Annotated in this window: 11 protein-coding genes; 8 read left to right on the top strand and 3 right to left on the bottom strand. The window is 60.4% G+C overall.

The genetic code is table 11. From position 1 onward, the window contains the following. Positions 1 to 132: 132 nt before the first annotated feature. The gene (locus ACIPHM_RS12350; RefSeq protein WP_400328171.1) at positions 133 to 732 is read left to right on the top strand and encodes a nitroreductase family protein; all 600 of its coding nucleotides are present in this window, start codon (positions 133 to 135) and stop codon (positions 730 to 732) included. Between the two features lie 128 nt (positions 733 to 860). On the opposite strand, the gene ACIPHM_RS12345 is transcribed toward ACIPHM_RS12350, so the two are convergent. From ACIPHM_RS12345 to ACIPHM_RS12335, 3 genes are read right to left on the bottom strand one after another with little or no spacing between them, the layout of a single operon-like run. Continuing rightward, positions 861 to 2288: an efflux transporter outer membrane subunit gene (locus ACIPHM_RS12345; protein ID WP_400328169.1), complete on the bottom strand. Its 1428-nt coding sequence runs from the start codon at positions 2286 to 2288 to the stop codon at positions 861 to 863. Between the two features lie 32 nt (positions 2289 to 2320). Continuing rightward, the gene (locus ACIPHM_RS12340; RefSeq protein ID WP_400328168.1) at positions 2321 to 5476 is read right to left on the bottom strand and encodes a multidrug efflux RND transporter permease subunit; all 3156 of its coding nucleotides are present in this window, start codon (positions 5474 to 5476) and stop codon (positions 2321 to 2323) included. A gap of 2 nt (positions 5477 to 5478) precedes the next feature. Next, positions 5479 to 6765, bottom strand: a complete 1287-nt coding sequence (locus tag ACIPHM_RS12335; RefSeq protein ID WP_400328166.1) for an efflux RND transporter periplasmic adaptor subunit — start codon at positions 6763 to 6765, stop codon at positions 5479 to 5481. A 315-nt stretch (positions 6766 to 7080) separates the two neighbouring features. Between ACIPHM_RS12335 and ACIPHM_RS12330 the strand changes: the two genes are divergently transcribed. The 7 genes from ACIPHM_RS12330 (at position 7081) to ACIPHM_RS12300 (ending at position 15980) form a co-directional block, all read left to right on the top strand. Beyond that, on the top strand, positions 7081 to 7953 hold the full coding sequence (locus ACIPHM_RS12330; protein WP_400328164.1) for a LysR family transcriptional regulator: 873 nt from the start codon (positions 7081 to 7083) through the stop codon (positions 7951 to 7953). Between the two features lie 618 nt (positions 7954 to 8571). After that, complete coding sequence (locus ACIPHM_RS12325) at positions 8572 to 9528, top strand: SIS domain-containing protein (protein ID WP_400328162.1); 957 nt, start codon at positions 8572 to 8574, stop codon at positions 9526 to 9528. A 2-nt stretch (positions 9529 to 9530) separates the two neighbouring features. After that, the gene (locus ACIPHM_RS12320; RefSeq protein WP_400328160.1) at positions 9531 to 10304 is read left to right on the top strand and encodes an ABC transporter permease; all 774 of its coding nucleotides are present in this window, start codon (positions 9531 to 9533) and stop codon (positions 10302 to 10304) included. Then, positions 10301 to 10963: an ABC transporter ATP-binding protein gene (locus ACIPHM_RS12315; protein ID WP_400328158.1), complete on the top strand. Its 663-nt coding sequence runs from the start codon at positions 10301 to 10303 to the stop codon at positions 10961 to 10963. Before ACIPHM_RS12320 ends, ACIPHM_RS12315 begins: the two co-directional genes overlap by 4 nt. Continuing rightward, a complete protein-coding gene (locus ACIPHM_RS12310) occupies positions 10923 to 12068 on the top strand; it encodes a hypothetical protein (protein WP_400328157.1) in 1146 nt (381 codons plus the stop codon). Before ACIPHM_RS12315 ends, ACIPHM_RS12310 begins: the two co-directional genes overlap by 41 nt. 18 nt (positions 12069 to 12086) lie before the next feature. Beyond that, the gene (locus ACIPHM_RS12305) at positions 12087 to 13781 is read left to right on the top strand and encodes a polysaccharide biosynthesis/export family protein (RefSeq protein WP_400328156.1); all 1695 of its coding nucleotides are present in this window, start codon (positions 12087 to 12089) and stop codon (positions 13779 to 13781) included. Between the two features lie 15 nt (positions 13782 to 13796). Continuing rightward, entirely contained in the window at positions 13797 to 15980 is a 2184-nt protein-coding gene (locus tag ACIPHM_RS12300; protein WP_400328155.1) for a glycosyltransferase, read from the top strand. Positions 15981 to 16013: the final 33 nt, after the last annotated feature.

The raw sequence follows: 16013 nt of genomic DNA, 5'->3' as shown, positions 1-16013 counted from the left end.
TTTAATGTGTTCATGAAACGAGATGATATATGCACGTGCGGCGATATTGGTTGGGATCGGCAGGCACGCGCGGTATCCTAGCGGCCCGATCAGACTCTCCTGACCGCTTTTTATTGCCGACGAGATATCCGTATGACCGATACCCCCTCCCGCCAAGCCGACCATCCCATCGACCCGCAATTCGTCGCCCGCTGGTCGCCGCGCGCGTTCAAGGATGAAACGCTGCCCGAAGGCACCCTGCTGTCGTTCTTCGAAGCGGCCCGTTGGGCGCCGTCGGCGTACAACGCGCAACCGTGGCGCTTCGTCTACGCGCGACGTGGCACGCCGCACTGGGATCAGTTCGTCGGCTTTCTCAACGAATTCAACCAGAGCTGGGCCAAGCACGCTGCCGCCATCGTCATCGTGATCTCGAAGTCGACGCTGACGCCCCCGGGCAGCGACAAGGAAGTGCCGGCCTCCACACATACCTTCGACGCCGGTGCCGCATGGGGCTACCTCGCGCTGCAAGCCTCGCTCGCGGGCTGGGCAACGCACGGTCTGGCCGGGATCGAGCACGACAAGATCCGCAACGAACTCGACCTGTCGCCGAAGTACAAGATCGAAGCCGCCATCGCCATCGGACGTCCTGGCGGCGATCCCGCTTCGCTGCCGGAAGGCCTGCGCGCTCGCGAAGTCCCGAGCCCGCGCGAGCCGCTGGCCAAGATCGCCTCGGAAGGCCGCTTCGCATTCTGACGTGGTCTGACACGCGCGGCGTTCGGGCGCGAAAGCCGCGGTTGCCGTGCACTGTGCCCACGTAAGAAAAACCCCGCCGGGTCTCGCGATCCGGCGGGGTTTTGTTTAGCGTCGGGCGCGCCCGGGCGTCAGGAAGCCCCGGTATCGGGTGCCCAGCCGCCGCCCAACGCGCGATACAGCGCCACGTGATTGACGAGCACGCGCTGCTTCACGTCGATCAACAACTGCGCGGCCTGAAACTCGCTGCGCTGCGCGTCGAGCAATTCAAGATAGCTCGCCACGCCGTTCACATAGCGACGTTTGGCCAGCCGCAGCCGCTCGCGCTCGCCATCGGACACGCGCTTTTGCGCCTGAAACTGACGCGCCAGCCATTGCTGCGCCGTGAGCGCATCGTCGACTTCCGCGAAGGCCGTCTGAATGACACGCTCGTACGAGACGATCGCCATCTCCTTGCGCACGTTCGCCAGATTCAACCCCTGAATGTTGCGCCCGCCATCGAAGATCGGCACGGTAATCTGCGGCATGAACGACCACACGCCGGTGCCCGCGCCGAACAGATCGGCAAAACGCGAACTGGCCGTGCCGATGTCCGTCGTGAGCCGGATCGACGGGAAGAACGCCGCACGCGCCGCACCGATGTTCGCATTGGCGCCGCGCAGTTGCGCCTCGGCCTGACGAATGTCGGGCCGACGCATCAGCAGCGACGACGGCAGTCCCGCCGCAACCGGCACGACAAACGCGCTGTCGAGCGAGGCGCCCGCGACCGGCTTCGTGCCAACGTCGCCGGTGAGCACCTGCAACGCGTGCACGATCTCGCTGCGCTGGCGCTCACGCTCGGCCAGCGCCGCCCGCGCCACTTCGACCTGCGTCGTCTCCGTGTTCAGGTCGAGGTCGTCGACCAGCCCGCGTTCGGCGCGCAGACGAATCACGCGAATGCCCTCTTCACGCGCCGCGAGCACCTCGCGCGCATAGGCAATCTGCTCGCTTGCGGCGACCAGTCCGATGTAGGACGTGGCCACTTCCGCGACGAGACTCACCTGTGCCGCGCGCTGCGCTTCCTCGCTCGACAGGTACTCCTGCAAAGCGGCATCGCGCAGGCTGCGCACGCGTCCGAAGAAGTCGAGCTCGAACGCACTCACGCCGAGCGTCGCCCGGACATCGTTCGCGACATAGCCGCCGGGCATGCTGCTGCCGCCATCGGGCTGTCCGGCCGAGCCCGAGTAGCGTTGACGGGAGAACTCGCCCCCCGCCCGCACGCTCGGCAGAAGATTGGCGGCCTCGATGCCGTACAGCGCGCGCGCTTCCTGCACGCGTAGCGATGCCAGGCGCAGGTCGCGATTCTGCGCCAACGCCTTGTGAATCAGCGCCTGCAAGCCCGGATCGGTGAAGACCTGAGCCCAATCGGCGTCGGCCGCAAGCGGCTCGGCGAGCCCAAAGCGGGCGTCGGTGCTCGACGGTGCCACCTCGTACGTCGTCGGCATCGGTGCCGCGGGACGCTCATAGGTCGGCGCCAGCGTGCATCCGCCAAGCAGTGCAAACAGGCACACCCCAGCCATGGATATCCCGCGCAAGCGGGGTCGAAACGTCGTCATACCTTCCCCTCGACGGACGGCGCGGCCGGTGTCACATCACGCGGCGCGCCCTGAGCGTCTGCATGCGGCCGGCGCACGAAGCGGCCGACCCACAGGAAAAACAAGGGCACCAGGAAGATCGCCAGCACGGTGGCCGTCACGATCCCGCCGAGCACCGCTACCCCGATAGCGCGCTGCGCACCCGACGCCGGGCCCGACGCAATCGCCAGCGGCACCACGCCGAAGCCGAACGCCAGCGACGTCATCACGATCGGACGCAGACGCAGACGCGCCGCCTGCACCGCGGCATCGAGCCACGCCACGCCCTGCTTCGTCAGATCGTTGGCAACTTCCACGATCAGAATGGCGTTCTTCGCCGACAGACCGATGGTCGCGATCAGCCCCACCTTGAAGTAGATGTCGTTGGGCATGCCCAGCAGACTCACCGCGCCGAGCGCACCGATCACCCCAAGCGGCACCACCATGATGACCGCCGCCGGAATCGCCCAGCTCTCGTAGAGCGCGGCGAGCGCGAGGAACACCACCAGCACCGACAACGCGAACAGGATCGGCGCCTGTGCGCCCGAGGCACGCTCTTCGAGCGACTGACCGCTCCACTCGTGACCAATGCCCGCGGGCATCTCGGCCATCAACTGCTCCATGCGCGCCATCGCTTCGCCGCTGCTCTTGCCCGGCGCCGATTCGCCCTGAATCGTGAACGACGGATAGCCGTTGTAGCGCTTGAGCTGCGGCGAGCCGAGCTTCCATTTGAGCGTAACGAATGCCGAGAGCGGCACCATCTCGCCGTTGTCGTTGCGCACGCGCAGATTGCCGATGTCTTCCGGCGACACACGCCAGCGTCCATCCGACTGCACGATCACGCGGCGATTCTCCGCACCCAGCATAAAGTCGCCCACGTAGTCCGAGCCGAACATCGTCGCGAGCGTCGTGCTCACGTCGTCCATGTTGACCTTGAGCGCTTCCATCTTGCGACGGTCGATGCTCACGTCCACCTGCGGCACGTCGCCCTGACCGGCAAAGATCACGTTCTTGAGCACCGGATCCTGTGCGGCCTTGCGAAGCAGGTCGTCACGCGCGGCGTTGAAGACGTCACGGCCCACACCGGCGCGATCCTGCAAGCGCAGATTGAAGCCGTTCGACGATCCCAGTTCCGGCAACGCCGGGCTGTTCATCGCGACCATCATGCGATCGGGCTGGCCGGCGAACTTCTGGTTGACGCGATCGACGATGGCATTCACGCCGTCGTGTTTCGACGTGCGTTCGTGCCAGTCCTTGAGCGTGACGAACAGCATGCCGCCGCCGGGCCCCGAGCCGAACTCGTTCCAGCCGCCCAGCACGAACACGTGCTTGATCGGCTCCTCCTTCATCAGATAGCTCTCGATGCGCTTGAGCGCAGTCATCGCTTCGGACAACGTTGCCCCCTGCGGCTCCGACGCCATCACCATGAAGCTGCCGGTGTCTTCGTCGGGAATGAAAGCCGAAGGCAGACGCATGAACGCCAGCGGCACCGCGATCAGCACGACACCATAGACGAGCATCGCGCGCCACGGACGGCGCAGCGACTTGTCGATACTGCGCGTGTAACGCTCCGTGCCCATCGCAAACGTGCGGTTGAACCAGCCGAAGAAGCCGCGCTTGTCGTGGTGATCGCTCGAAATCGGGCGCAACAACGTGGCGCACAGCGCGGGCGTGAGCGAGAGTGCGAGGAACGCCGAGAAGCCGATCGACACGGCGAGCGTGACCGCGAACTGCCGGTAGATGTTACCTACCGCGCCCGAGAAGAACGCCATCGGCACGAACACCGTCACGAGCACCACCGTTATCCCCACGATGGCGCCGCTGATCTGCTGCATCGCCTTAACCGTGGCCGCGTAAGGCGACAGCCCCTCCTCGACCATGATCCGCTCGGTGTTCTCGACCACGACGATGGCGTCGTCCACCAGAATACCGATGGCCAGCACCATGCCGAACATCGTCAGCGTATTGATCGAGTAGCCGAGCCCCAGCAGCACACCGAAGGTGCCCAGCAGCGCGACCGGCACGACGAGCGTCGGAATCAGCGTGGCGCGCAAGTTCTGCATGAACAGATACATCACCAGGAACACGAGCACGATAGCTTCGAGCAGCGTCTTGACGACCTTCTGGATCGACACCTTCACGAACGACGCCGTCTCGTAGGGCATCTGATACTCAACGCCCGCCGGGAACAGCTTCGCCTCCTCGTCCATCACCTGACGAACGGCCTTCATGACTTCAACGGCATTCGATCCGGCCGCGAGCTTGATACCCATGGCCGTGGCCGGCAGTCCGTCGACACGCGCCGAGTAGTTGTAGTCCGATGCGCCCAGCTCCACGCGCGCGACGTCGCTCAGCTTGATCGCCGAGCCGTCCGCCCGCACGCGCAGCGGAATGTTCGCAAACGCCTCAGGCGTGGACAACGCGCTGTCGGACACGATGTTCGCATTGATCGGCGCCGACGTGGGTGCCCCACCCGAGCCGATATCGCCGATCGTTACCCGGGCGTTATAGGCGCGCACCTTCGAGACGATGTCCGAAGCCGTGAGATCGAGCGCCACGAGTTTCGCCGGATCGGGCCAGATGCGAATGGCCTTCTCCGTGCCCCAGAACTGCACTTGACCGACACCGGGCACGCGCTTGAGCTGGTTCACCACCTGCGACGCCGCGATCTCGCCCAGATCGAACTGGTTGATCGCGGGATTGCGCGACGACAGCGTCACGACCATCTGGATGTTATCGGCAGCGCGCTCGACCTTCACACCGTAACGACGCACGACTTCCGGCAAGCGCGACTCGACCGTCTTGAGCCGGTTCTGCACTTCCACGGCCGCCAGATCGAGGCTGGTGCCCTGGCGGAACGTCAGGTTGACGGACGACTCGCCGTTACCGCTCGTGGCGGACGTGTACATCAGCCCCGGCGCACCGTTCATCTGGCGCTCGATGATGGCGGTCACCGAGTCTTCGACGACCTTCGCCGACGCGCCCGGATAGCTGCTCCACACGCTGACCATCGGCGGAGCGATGTCGGGGTACTGCGCGACGGGCAATGCCCGGATCGCGAGCACGCCCACGAGCGTAATCATCAGGGAGATCACCCAGGCAAAAACCGGGCGATCGATAAAGAAACGAGCCATGGTTATTGCGTCTCCGCTTTGGAGGCCGGACCGGCGCGCGCGGGCGCTACCGGTGCGGTGTTGTCTTGCGGCTTGGCGTCAGCGGCTGTGACGACTGTGGCCGACTTTGCGGCGGCGCCGGCAGCGTCAGTTGCATCGGCCTTGATCTTGACTTGCATGCCGTCGGAGAACTGCGCGACGTTCTGCACGATGACCTTCTCGCCGCCCTTGAGGCCGTCCGTCACCAGCCAGTCGCGACCGTCGATCGCTTCGGCGTGCACTTTCGTGTCGTGCACCTTGCCCTGCGCGTCGACCACGCGAACGATGGCGCCGTCGGTAGTACGCGTCAGCGACTCGCGCGGCACCCGTACGATGTTCGGATTCACGGCGCCTTGCATGCGCACCTGCACGAACGCGCCGGGCAGCAGCACGCCGTCCGGGTTGGGCAGCAGCGCGCGCATGGCGATGGTGTCCGTCCCCGGATCGACCGCAAGATCCGTGAAGAGCAGCTTGCCGGGCAGCGTGTACTCGCGTCCGTCGGGCAGTGTCACATGCACCTGCGGTGCAGACGCCTCGTTGCCGTGCTGCAGCTTGCCCGTGCGCAAGTCGCGCGTCATGGCGTAGACCTCGGCGGCCGGTTGCGAGAAGTTCACGTAGATCGGGTCGATCTGCTCCACGCGCGTGAGCAGCGTGGCCGAGTCAAGGCCGACCAGCGCGCCCTCGGTGACTTCGGCACGACGCACACGTCCCGCGATCGGCGAGACGACGCTGGTGTAGCCGAGATTGAGCTCCGCCTTGCGAACTTCGGCACGCGCGGCCAGCACCTCGGCACGCGCGCGGGCTTCTGCGGCACGGGATTCGGCGTCTTCACGGGCGCTGATGGCACGCTCTTCGAGCAGGCCACGATAACGCTCGATCTTATCGCGCGCGGAATCGTGTTCGGCCTGCGCCTTCGCGAGCGCACCACGCGCGGCGTCCAGCGCGGCAGACAGCGGCTGCGGATCGATGCGGAACAGCACGTCGCCCTTGGCGACCTTCTGGCCTTCCTGATATTTGCGCTCGATGACGACGCCACCCGCACGCGCACGCACGTCGGCGCTGCGGAATGCCGCGAGGCGTCCCGGCTGCTCGGTGGCGAGGGGCTCGGCACGACGCTCGACGGTGCGCACGACCGCTTCGGGCGTGGCGTCCGCCTCGTCTTTCTTGCTGCGGTCCGAGCAGGCTGCGAGTAACAGGACGCAGGCGATCAGGCTGGCGGACACGCCCGTTAGCGTTCCGAAGCGGGTTCGGTAATCGTTTTTCGATGACATGTAAGAACGTTGGATTTGCGACATCCGGTCAAGGGTGTCGAGACCGCGTTCGGTGCGCGGCGTCGAGCGATGGGCTGGCAGTGACTGCACCAGCGATGGGGGGCCGGAGGACCCGCATCTCTCCAGGGGCGCCACAGGTGACAGGTGCGCGTTGCGCGAAGGAGGTCTATGCCTGAGACCACCGGACCGGGGGATCCGGTCGTCTGCCGCCTCGCCTATGCTGGCGTTTCAATCTGGCGTTTCATATTGGAGAAGCGCGATTCTGCCGTGAAAATCGTGTTAGAAAAAGTTGGAACCTATCTATAAAATGGATAAATGAACTGGACCATAGAACAATTGCGCTACTTTGTGGCGGCCGCGGAAGAGGGCTCGATATCCGCTGCCGCCCGTCGTCTGGGGAAAGCTCAGTCGGCGGTGAGCACGGCGATTTCGTTGCTCGAAGCCGACATGGGATTTGAACTATTTGACCGTAGCCGCCGAAATGCGCGTCTCACCGATCAGGGCGAGGTAATGCTGCTCGAAGCCAAGGAGTTGCTGCGTCAGGCGGAGGGGCTGAACCACCGCGCGAACGCGTTGGCGTTCGGCGAGCAGCCTCAGTTGTCGCTGGCGCTGGACGAGGCATTGCCCTATCAGGCCGTCAGCGAACTGGTGCGTGACCTCGCCTACCAGTTCGCCTATCTGGAACTCACGCTGCTCAACGGCACCTCCACCGAAGTGGCCGAGTACGTGGAGAAGCAGCGCGCGGATATCGGCTTTCACGTGGATCGTGGCGCAATTTCATCGGCGCTGGGGCATAAATACGTCGGCTCGGCCGTGCAAGGGGTGTTCGTCGCGGGTGACCATCCGCTTGCGTACCGCGATCAAGTCACGCGAGGCGATCTCGCGAAATACCGGCAGATCCTGCTGCAAATGGGCGATTTCACGCCGTTGCAACTCAGTCCGTCCATCTGGCGCGCGGATAGTTCGTACGTGATCGCCAGCATGGTCGTCGACAAACTCGGCTGGGCAGTGCTGCCCATCGATATCGCCGAGTACGAGGATCTTCACGAACTGCGTTGCGACGATCTTGGCTTGCCACAGTTGCCGGTGCGCATGCTGTGGCGCTTCGGGCGCGAGCCCAACGATGTCATGCGCTGGTGCGAAGCCCGATTTGCCGAACTGCTGCGGGCAAGTTCGCCGCAAGCATAAATCCCAGGGACAACGACCGACGTCCCACCGAAAAACGCCGTCTCCACCTCCCCCTGACCGGGTCGGATCGGACGATGGCGTTCTTTCACATGCGCTCCGGTTCACCCAGCCCTCTCGCAACTCGCGGACTCGACCCCAAGCCCCTTTACACATAGGTGCCAGGGCAATTCCCCAAACCTCGCATTTGCAGCAAGTCAATTCCCAAGTCAATGTGAAATGGCGTGAATTCCGCTGAAATGCAAAGCAGAATTTCGCTCGTTCGCTGTAGTTACCCGCAGACTTCCGGCGCTTCATTACGCCTGATTTCAGACTGGTCTGGTCAGATGCACCGCCTCAGTCATCCATCGGCACCCCATGGGCGATACCGGAACGGATGCGATTCGACTCTCGAGATCTTTTGTAGACGACCTGTTGCCCCCCGAGAGATCGTCACGCAGGAAACGTTGACAGTCCATGGCGTCCGCATGTGCCGCCGCGCCCTGTCTTTTGGGATGACCCTCGTCATCTCCCGCTCCCCGCCTTAGGGGGCCTGATCAAAACAGCTTCACGCCTCATCAATCGTCGGCGGCAAGATGCCACGCGACGTGGCGAGGCCGTTTTCATTGGAGATCCGGCATTATGGATACAGCAAGCCTTCAGGCCACCGTCGCCATCGGTGCACAGGTGTTTGCGCAGCAGGCGAGTGCCCTCGCCGCACAAGGCAAGATGTTGTCGGACGCCTTCGGCGACGCCGTCGAGCTATTACTGAATACGCGCGGAAAAGTCGTCGTCTCGGGCATGGGGAAGTCGGGAATCATCGGTCGCAAGATCGCCGCCACCCTCGCGTCGACCGGCACGTCGAGTTTCTTCGTCCATCCGGCGGAAGCCTTTCACGGCGATCTGGGCATGATCGGCGCCGACGATTCCGTCCTGTTGATCTCCAATAGCGGTGAAACCGACGAAGTCCTGAAGCTGCTGCCGTATATTCGCCACGTCGGCGTGCCGACGATCTCCATCACCGGCGACTCCACATCGACGCTCGCCGGGCAGACCCGGGTCCATCTGGCCGTCACGGTCGAGCGCGAAGCCTGCCTGCACAATCTCGCCCCAACTACCTCCACGACGGCGGCACTCGTGATGGGAGACGCGCTGGCCGTCGCCCTGATGGAACGCCGGCGATTCAAGCCCACCGATTTCGCCACCTTCCACCCCGGCGGGACGTTAGGCCGGCGCCTGCTCAGCCGCGTGTCCGATCTCATGCACTGCGCGCCCGTCAGCGTACAAATGAGCACCCCATTTCTCTCCGTGGTCGAAGCGATTACGCGAGGCCGCACCGGTGCCGTATTGGTGCTTGGCGACGAACGCGAACTCTGCGGCATCGTCACCGACGGCGACCTTCGGCGCGCCATTTCCCATGGCAGCGACGTACGTGAAATCACGGCCCGCGACATGATGACCGCACATCCGGTCACCATCAGTGCGAACGCGCCGTTCGCCGAAGCGGAAACGCTCATGGTCACCCGCAAGATCTCGACGCTGGTCGCGCTCGACGCCGGCAATGCCGCCGTCGGCATCATCTCGCTTTTCGACACGTGATCATGCGCACCGGTTTGGAAGTGATGCGCGCCAGCGTGTCCGCCCTATTTCTCCGAGAACTACGCACTCGATTCGGCAAGTACCGACTGCTCTATTTCTGGGCGCCGATCGAGCCCGTGGCACACGTGCTGCTGTTCATGGCGATCTTCGGTGTCATCTCGCACCGCTCGATGCCTGACATCTCCTTCCCGGCATTTCTCGTGAACGGTGTGTTGCCGTGGTTCCTGTTCTCCGGAATCGCGCTGCGCTCGCTCTCGGCCGTGGAGGCGAACAAAGGACTGTTCAACTACCGTCCGGTCAAGCCGATCGACACGCTGCTCGCGCGTGCCCTACTCGAATGCCTGATTTACGGTTCGGTCTACTGCCTGATTCTGGCCGGACTGGCCGTATTCGGAGAGCAAGTCAGCATCGATCATGTGCCCGCGTTGCTCATGGTCTGGGCGCTTCTCGCCGCCTTCTCCGCGGGAATCGGGTTGATGCTCATGGTCGTTGGTGCGTCGTTCGGCGAAGCGGAGAAGATTGTGCCGCTGGTGCTCAAGCCCCTGTATTTCGCGAGCGGCGTGATGTTTTCAATCAACGTCGTCCCCATCGAATATCGGCAATACCTGCTGTGGAATCCACTGCTGCATGCGATCGAGCTGGCACGGCATGCCGCCTTCCCCGACTATCCGGCCGATGACGTCAGTCTGGCGTATCTCGCGTTCGCGGCACTGGCGAGCTGTGCGTTCGGCTTAGCGCTGTATCGCGGGCGCGAGAGCGCCATGCTGACGTCGTGATCGCACTCGATGGGCTGACCAAATCGTACCGGACGCCCACCGGACGTCATTACGTCTTCCGCGATCTGTCTCTGACGCTGCCGCCAGGCAAGAGCATCGGCGTGTTGGGTCCCAATGGCGCGGGGAAATCAACGCTTCTGCGCATCATCGGCGGGATCGATCGTCCGGATCGGGGCCGCGTCAGCACACAGGGAAGCATCTCATGGCCGGTCGGACTGTCGGGCGGATTTCTGAACCGACTGTCGGGGCGCGACAACGTCAAGTTCGTTTGCCGCCTGTATTCGCGCCCGGACGACATCGCACAAAAAGTCGAGTTCGTCAGGGAGTTCGCGGGCATCGGCAAATATTTCGACATGCCCATCGGCACCTATTCCTCCGGCATGCGTTCGCGCCTCGGGTTCGGGTTGTCGCTGGCATTCGACTTCGACTACTACCTGCTCGACGAAGTGACTGCCGTGGGCGACGCCGCCTTTCAGCACAAGTGTGCCGAGCACATCGAGCGCAAGCGCGCCAACGCGAATTTTCTGATGGTCTCGCATCAGGTCACCTCGCTCAAGAAGTACTGCGACATTGGTTTATGGCTTGCCCCCGAGGGCGCCAAAGTATTTGAGGATATCGATGAAGCCATTCATCTCTACCGCAGCCACGACACTCGCTAAAGGATGTCGGCACGCACGACGCTTCCCGCGTCATTGGCGCTTGCCGGCGTTATTTACGCTACCGCTGCTCATCACCGCCATGTATCTCGGCGTATTCGCTGCGTCGCGATACGTGAGCGACACCTCCGTCGCGATCAAGCGCTCGACGGAACCCGACGGCGCGCAGTTCGGCTTGTCGCTTCTCACCGGCGTGGGGAATGCCTCGTCGCGCGAAGACGCCATGTATCTGCGCGAATACATCCTGTCGGCCGACATGCTGAACTTGCTCGACGAAGCACTCGATCTGCGCGCCGCATTTGAAGCACCTCGCGCCGATATCATCTATCGCCTGCCGTCCGGTGCATCGCGTGAAACGTTTCTGGAGTACTACCGCGCGCGCGTCAATGCCGCCTTCGATGAGCGCTCCGGCCTGCTCAATGTGCGCACGGAAGGTTTCACGCCGGCGCTTGCCCTATCGCTGAGCCGGGCCATTCTGACGAACGCCGAATCGTTCATCAACGAGGTCTCGCACAGCGTGGCGCGCGAGCAGACGCGGTACGCACAAACCGAAATCACCGAGGCGCAGCGCCGCCTGCGCGAGAGCGAGGAGAAGCTGCTGGCGTATCAGAACGCGCACGGCATGCTCGATCCCGTGGCGTCCGCCGAGGCCACTGCACGCCTGATTGCCGAGCTCGAAGGCAAGCTCGCGGTGCTCGAAGCGGAACAGACCAACCTGCTGGCGTTCCTCAATCCCACAGCCCCGCAGGCCGTGGCCGGCACGAGCGCCATCCGGGCGCTGAAAGCGCAAATCGTGGCTGAGAAGCACAAGGTTGCCTCGCTTGGCGGCAGCAAGCTCAACCGGCAGGCCGCCGAATTCCTCGCGCTGAAAAGCGATTACGAATTCCACACGAAGCTCTACCAATTGGCGATCACAAGCGCAGAAAAAACGCGTGTCGAAGCCGCCCGCAAGCTCAAGAACCTTGTCGTTGTCGCGTCGCCTCAACTGGCCGAGGACGCGACCCATCCGAGAACCTGGTACGTCCTCGCGTCATTGGCGCTTTGCCTGGGCCTGCTTTATGGCGCGACGCAACTCGTGGTGAAGATCGTCCACGACCACAAAGACTGAGTTCCGCACACGTTTGATATGAAGACCTTACTGATCCCATTGCTGACAGCGTGCGTCGTCTGCAACGCCAGCGCGGCGATGGACACGCTCAACTTCCTTAACCCCGTCGCCGGTGAATCCGGTGACCCCGGGGCTTCGTCCCAGCCCGCACCCTATATCGATCCGGCAATGTCCTCCGAGCCGGATACCGGTGTATTGGGTCGGCCCGGGGGACGGTCGAGCGTGAAAGTCGCGTCCACGATGTTCGGCGCGCAACTCTTCAACGGCGCGTTCCGCAATTCCGCCGGTGCCGGCTTCAATCCGAACCACCGCGTGGAAGTCGGCGACCGGATTCAGGTTCGCATGTGGGGCGCATTCACGTTCGATGGCCTGTTGACCGTGGACCCCAAGGGGAACGTTTTCCTGCCCAACGTCGGCCCCATCGCCATTGCCGGCACACCCAACGCCAATCTCAACGCCTTCGTAGAAAGCAAGGTCCGCAGCGTCTATCGCGCGAATGTCGGCGTCTACGCCTCTCTGGCCACCGCGCAGCCGGTGAAAGTATTCGTCACGGGGTTTGTGAAGCAACCCGGTCTGTACGGGGGCACCGGCACGGACTCCGTTTTGTCCTATCTCGACCGTGCAGGCGGTGTCGACCCCGAGCGCGGAAGTTACGTGGATGTCGTGGTCAATCGCGCCGGCGCGCAGATCGGCCGGATGAACCTGTACGACTTTCTGCTCAACGGCCACCTTGCCGCACTGCCTTTGCACGAAGGCGATGTCGTCGTCGTGGGTCCGCGTCAGCACACGTTCAGCGTCGAGGGCGAGGTCTTCAATGCCTACGACTTCGAGTTTGAACAGTCGACGCTCACGCTCGCCCGCGCGCTGGAAGTTGCGCGCGTCAAACCGGGCGCCACACATGTGAGCGTTGTGCGCAGGCAAGGCACACAGAAGCGAACGGAGTATTACGCGATCGCGCACGGACATGACGTCGTGCTTCAGGACGGTGACAAGTTGATCGTCACGGCCGATCGATATGCGGGAACGATTCAGGTGCGTATCGAAGGCGCTCACTCCGGCGAACACGCGATGGTGCTGCCGTATGGCGCCACGATGGCCGACGTCCTGACCAAGATCAACGCCACCAGCATGTCTCGTGTGGACGCGCTTCAGTTGTATCGAAAATCCGTCGCCGTGCGTCAGAAGGAAATGCTGGACGTCTCGCTTCAGAAACTTCAGCAGAGCTCGTTGTCGGCCACGTCATCGACGAACGAGGAAGCGAGTCTGCGCGTCAAGGAGGCCGATCTCCTTGCGCGGTTTATCGCACAGGCAAAGCAGATCGAACCGAGAGGTCAGGTGGTTTTGTCGCAAGACAACATCGGCTCGACCCTGCTGGAGGACGGCGACATCATCCGCATCCCCGAGAAAAGCTCGCTCGTGATGGTGCACGGAGAAGTCATCTTCCCGAACGCCGTCAGTTGGCAAGACGGCGATAACGCGAACGACTACATCGAGCGCTCGGGCGGTTATTTGCAAGGCGAAAGCAAATCGCGCGTCGTCGTCATTCGGCAGAACGGCGAGGTTGTGTCGATGTCGAGTCGCACCCTCATCGATGCGGGCGACGAAATCATGGTGCTTCCGAAGGTCCAAACGAAGCATGTCGAAGTCACTCGCGGGATTACGCAAATTCTTTATCAGATTGCGGTCGCGGCGAAGGTTGTATTGGGACTTTAAGTTATCTACGTCAACATGCTTACCATCATCACACCAGTTAATTGCACAAACAAATCCTCATACCTATTCGAAAGAACCATAAGCTTTATCGATACGTGCGAGCCGACCCCCGAAATAAGCCGAATTATCGTCGACTTTGGAAGTGCCCCGAATTTGAGCGATCAATTTCAGCGCAGATCGGAAAGCAAAGGCATACGCTACATCAGATTGAATCGCTTTGGCCAACCATTTTCAATTGGGATTTGTCGAAATTCAGGGGTTCAGGCATCTACAACGGAATTCATCACATTTCAAGACATTGATCTTTTCGCGCCACCATCATTTTACAAAAGCATTCTTAATAGGCTTAAAAATAGCAAATACTTCAATGACATAGAAGTCATTCCTTGCCTATACCTAAGCGAAGATTACTCGAAAGAATACATCTCCGGAGATCCAGAAGAATCACACAAATCCGCATACTCGGAATATCTGGATAGCGGAAAATCAATTTCATTATATGCACCAACATCATCTTCGATTCTGGTGCGAAGAAACTATTTCCTTGAAATCGGCGGCAATCGTGAATCGTATCACGGTCATGGATACGAAGACTTTGAATGCCTGAACAGACTGGCGTGTCTTTCAATGAAATACACCAGATCTTCCGATTATTACAACCATCTCTACAAATACGATTCCCCACTGTACAGGGGCTACAGAACTTTCTTTTCAATGTTCGGGCGCGCCCTCATGAACGAAAGGATTTTCTTTGTACATTTATGGCATCCAACGGGAGAAGACCGGTCATATTCGGAAAAAAACTCTGCAAACAGGCGTCTTTTTGAACGCCACATCAGAGACTTCGACAAAACCGGAAGTTTACCACCGGCATTATCTGGCGCTTCAACTTCATTAACGGGAACTACGCTTGTTCTCGTGCACCGGGAAGGAAAAACAGCAAACTCAGTTCGCCAATTAATCCCACATCTTGGCGCGACGGATTTTGTCGACGAAGACACATTCAAAACAACCGATGAATTCTCAAAATACCTAACCAAAAACAAGATAACCAGAGTTTTCTTCTTCAACTCATTTGGAAATCATTTCAGACTAAAACTTTACAGAAAATGCAAACAATTAGGTTTGCAAACTTTAAATTTCGACAGAGGTGCTCTTCCGGATTCTTGGTTCATCGATCCTAATGGATTCAACGCTGACAGCACGTCCTACGACGAAAATCATTGGGAAAGAGAACTCACGCCAGAGGAGCGAGAAGAAGTTTCAGAGTACATCACATCCGTACTCAATATGGACGATGCACTGGAGAAGAATCCACTGCGCATCGGATTTGATAATTTCGTAAGAAAGCACCACCTCCGACGAAAAAAAGTTTTGTTTATCCCAATGCAACGTCCCGACGACTCGGTGATTCGGTACTTGGCGGGAGAAGACAACAGCATTGACAACTTCACGTCGGAGATCAAAAAACTTGCGAGCTCAATATCCGACTCTGGATGGCACATCCTTGTAAAACAACACCCACTGGAGCCAGCGCTTCCTGATTTTGGCACAACGAACATAACAACACTGAATTCTGAAACTCATTTCTATGACGCAATTTCTGCCAGCGACGCCGTTCTCACGATCAACTCCGGCGTCGGAATTTACTCCCTAATGCTCGGAAAACCGACGTTTAATGTCGGTCGTGCATTTTATTCCCACCCGGGTCTTTCGGTTAATTTAGACAATGTCATTTCATTCAACAGGGAGAAAGACAATCTCATTCAGCCGGACCGGAACCGCGTGGAAAAATTCATTCATTATTTGTGGTTCAGATTTTATACACACGGAAAAGCGCAGTACCGGGAAACGAGAAACACTCATACAGGCAGCACAACGAGTTCCGCAGCAGAAATTGAATTTTCAAAAATCCTAATTCCCGGCGCACTGGAGTACACATTCTTACCGAGAAGAAAAGTTTCTTTATCAAAAAATACGCGCCATTTTGACTATTTCAGATCAAGCATTCTTCTCGAAAAACATTCCGAACCAAGAAAAATCGATCCCTCCCAGGAAGTTCGAAAAAAACCCGACACGAAATCAATGCAAGCACCTCACCCGGGCCCTGGAAAGTTTTCGCGAAAATTCAGAAAATTTAGAAAATCACCCACTCTATTCTTCAAAGATTTCTTACTGAAGAGACTCCAGACCAGATAATTCTCCAAAAATCCGGGACGAGAAACACCAAAA

The organism is Pandoraea sp. NPDC087047, assembly GCF_044745225.1.
Taxonomy (GTDB): domain Bacteria; phylum Pseudomonadota; class Gammaproteobacteria; order Burkholderiales; family Burkholderiaceae; genus Pandoraea.
Note: the sequence above shows the minus strand (reverse complement) of the source record. Positions and strands in the feature narration are given on the sequence as shown.

Excerpts from the sequence above, each read along its gene's own strand:
- ACIPHM_RS12340 (WP_400328168.1), bottom strand. The coding sequence starts at position 5,476 with ATGGCTCGTTTCTTTATCGATCGCCCGGTTTTTGCCTGGGTGATCTCC.
- ACIPHM_RS12320 (WP_400328160.1), top strand. The coding sequence starts at position 9,531 with ATGCGCACCGGTTTGGAAGTGATGCGCGCCAGCGTGTCCGCCCTATTT.
- ACIPHM_RS12345 (WP_400328169.1), bottom strand. The coding sequence starts at position 2,288 with ATGGCTGGGGTGTGCCTGTTTGCACTGCTTGGCGGATGCACGCTGGCG.
- ACIPHM_RS12325 (WP_400328162.1), top strand. The coding sequence starts at position 8,572 with ATGGATACAGCAAGCCTTCAGGCCACCGTCGCCATCGGTGCACAGGTG.
- ACIPHM_RS12305 (WP_400328156.1), top strand. The coding sequence starts at position 12,087 with ATGAAGACCTTACTGATCCCATTGCTGACAGCGTGCGTCGTCTGCAAC.
- ACIPHM_RS12335 (WP_400328166.1), bottom strand. The coding sequence starts at position 6,765 with ATGTCATCGAAAAACGATTACCGAACCCGCTTCGGAACGCTAACGGGC.
- ACIPHM_RS12350 (WP_400328171.1), top strand. The coding sequence starts at position 133 with ATGACCGATACCCCCTCCCGCCAAGCCGACCATCCCATCGACCCGCAA.
- ACIPHM_RS12330 (WP_400328164.1), top strand. The coding sequence starts at position 7,081 with ATGAACTGGACCATAGAACAATTGCGCTACTTTGTGGCGGCCGCGGAA.
- ACIPHM_RS12310 (WP_400328157.1), top strand. The coding sequence starts at position 10,923 with ATGAAGCCATTCATCTCTACCGCAGCCACGACACTCGCTAAAGGATGT.
- ACIPHM_RS12300 (WP_400328155.1), top strand. The coding sequence starts at position 13,797 with ATGCTTACCATCATCACACCAGTTAATTGCACAAACAAATCCTCATAC.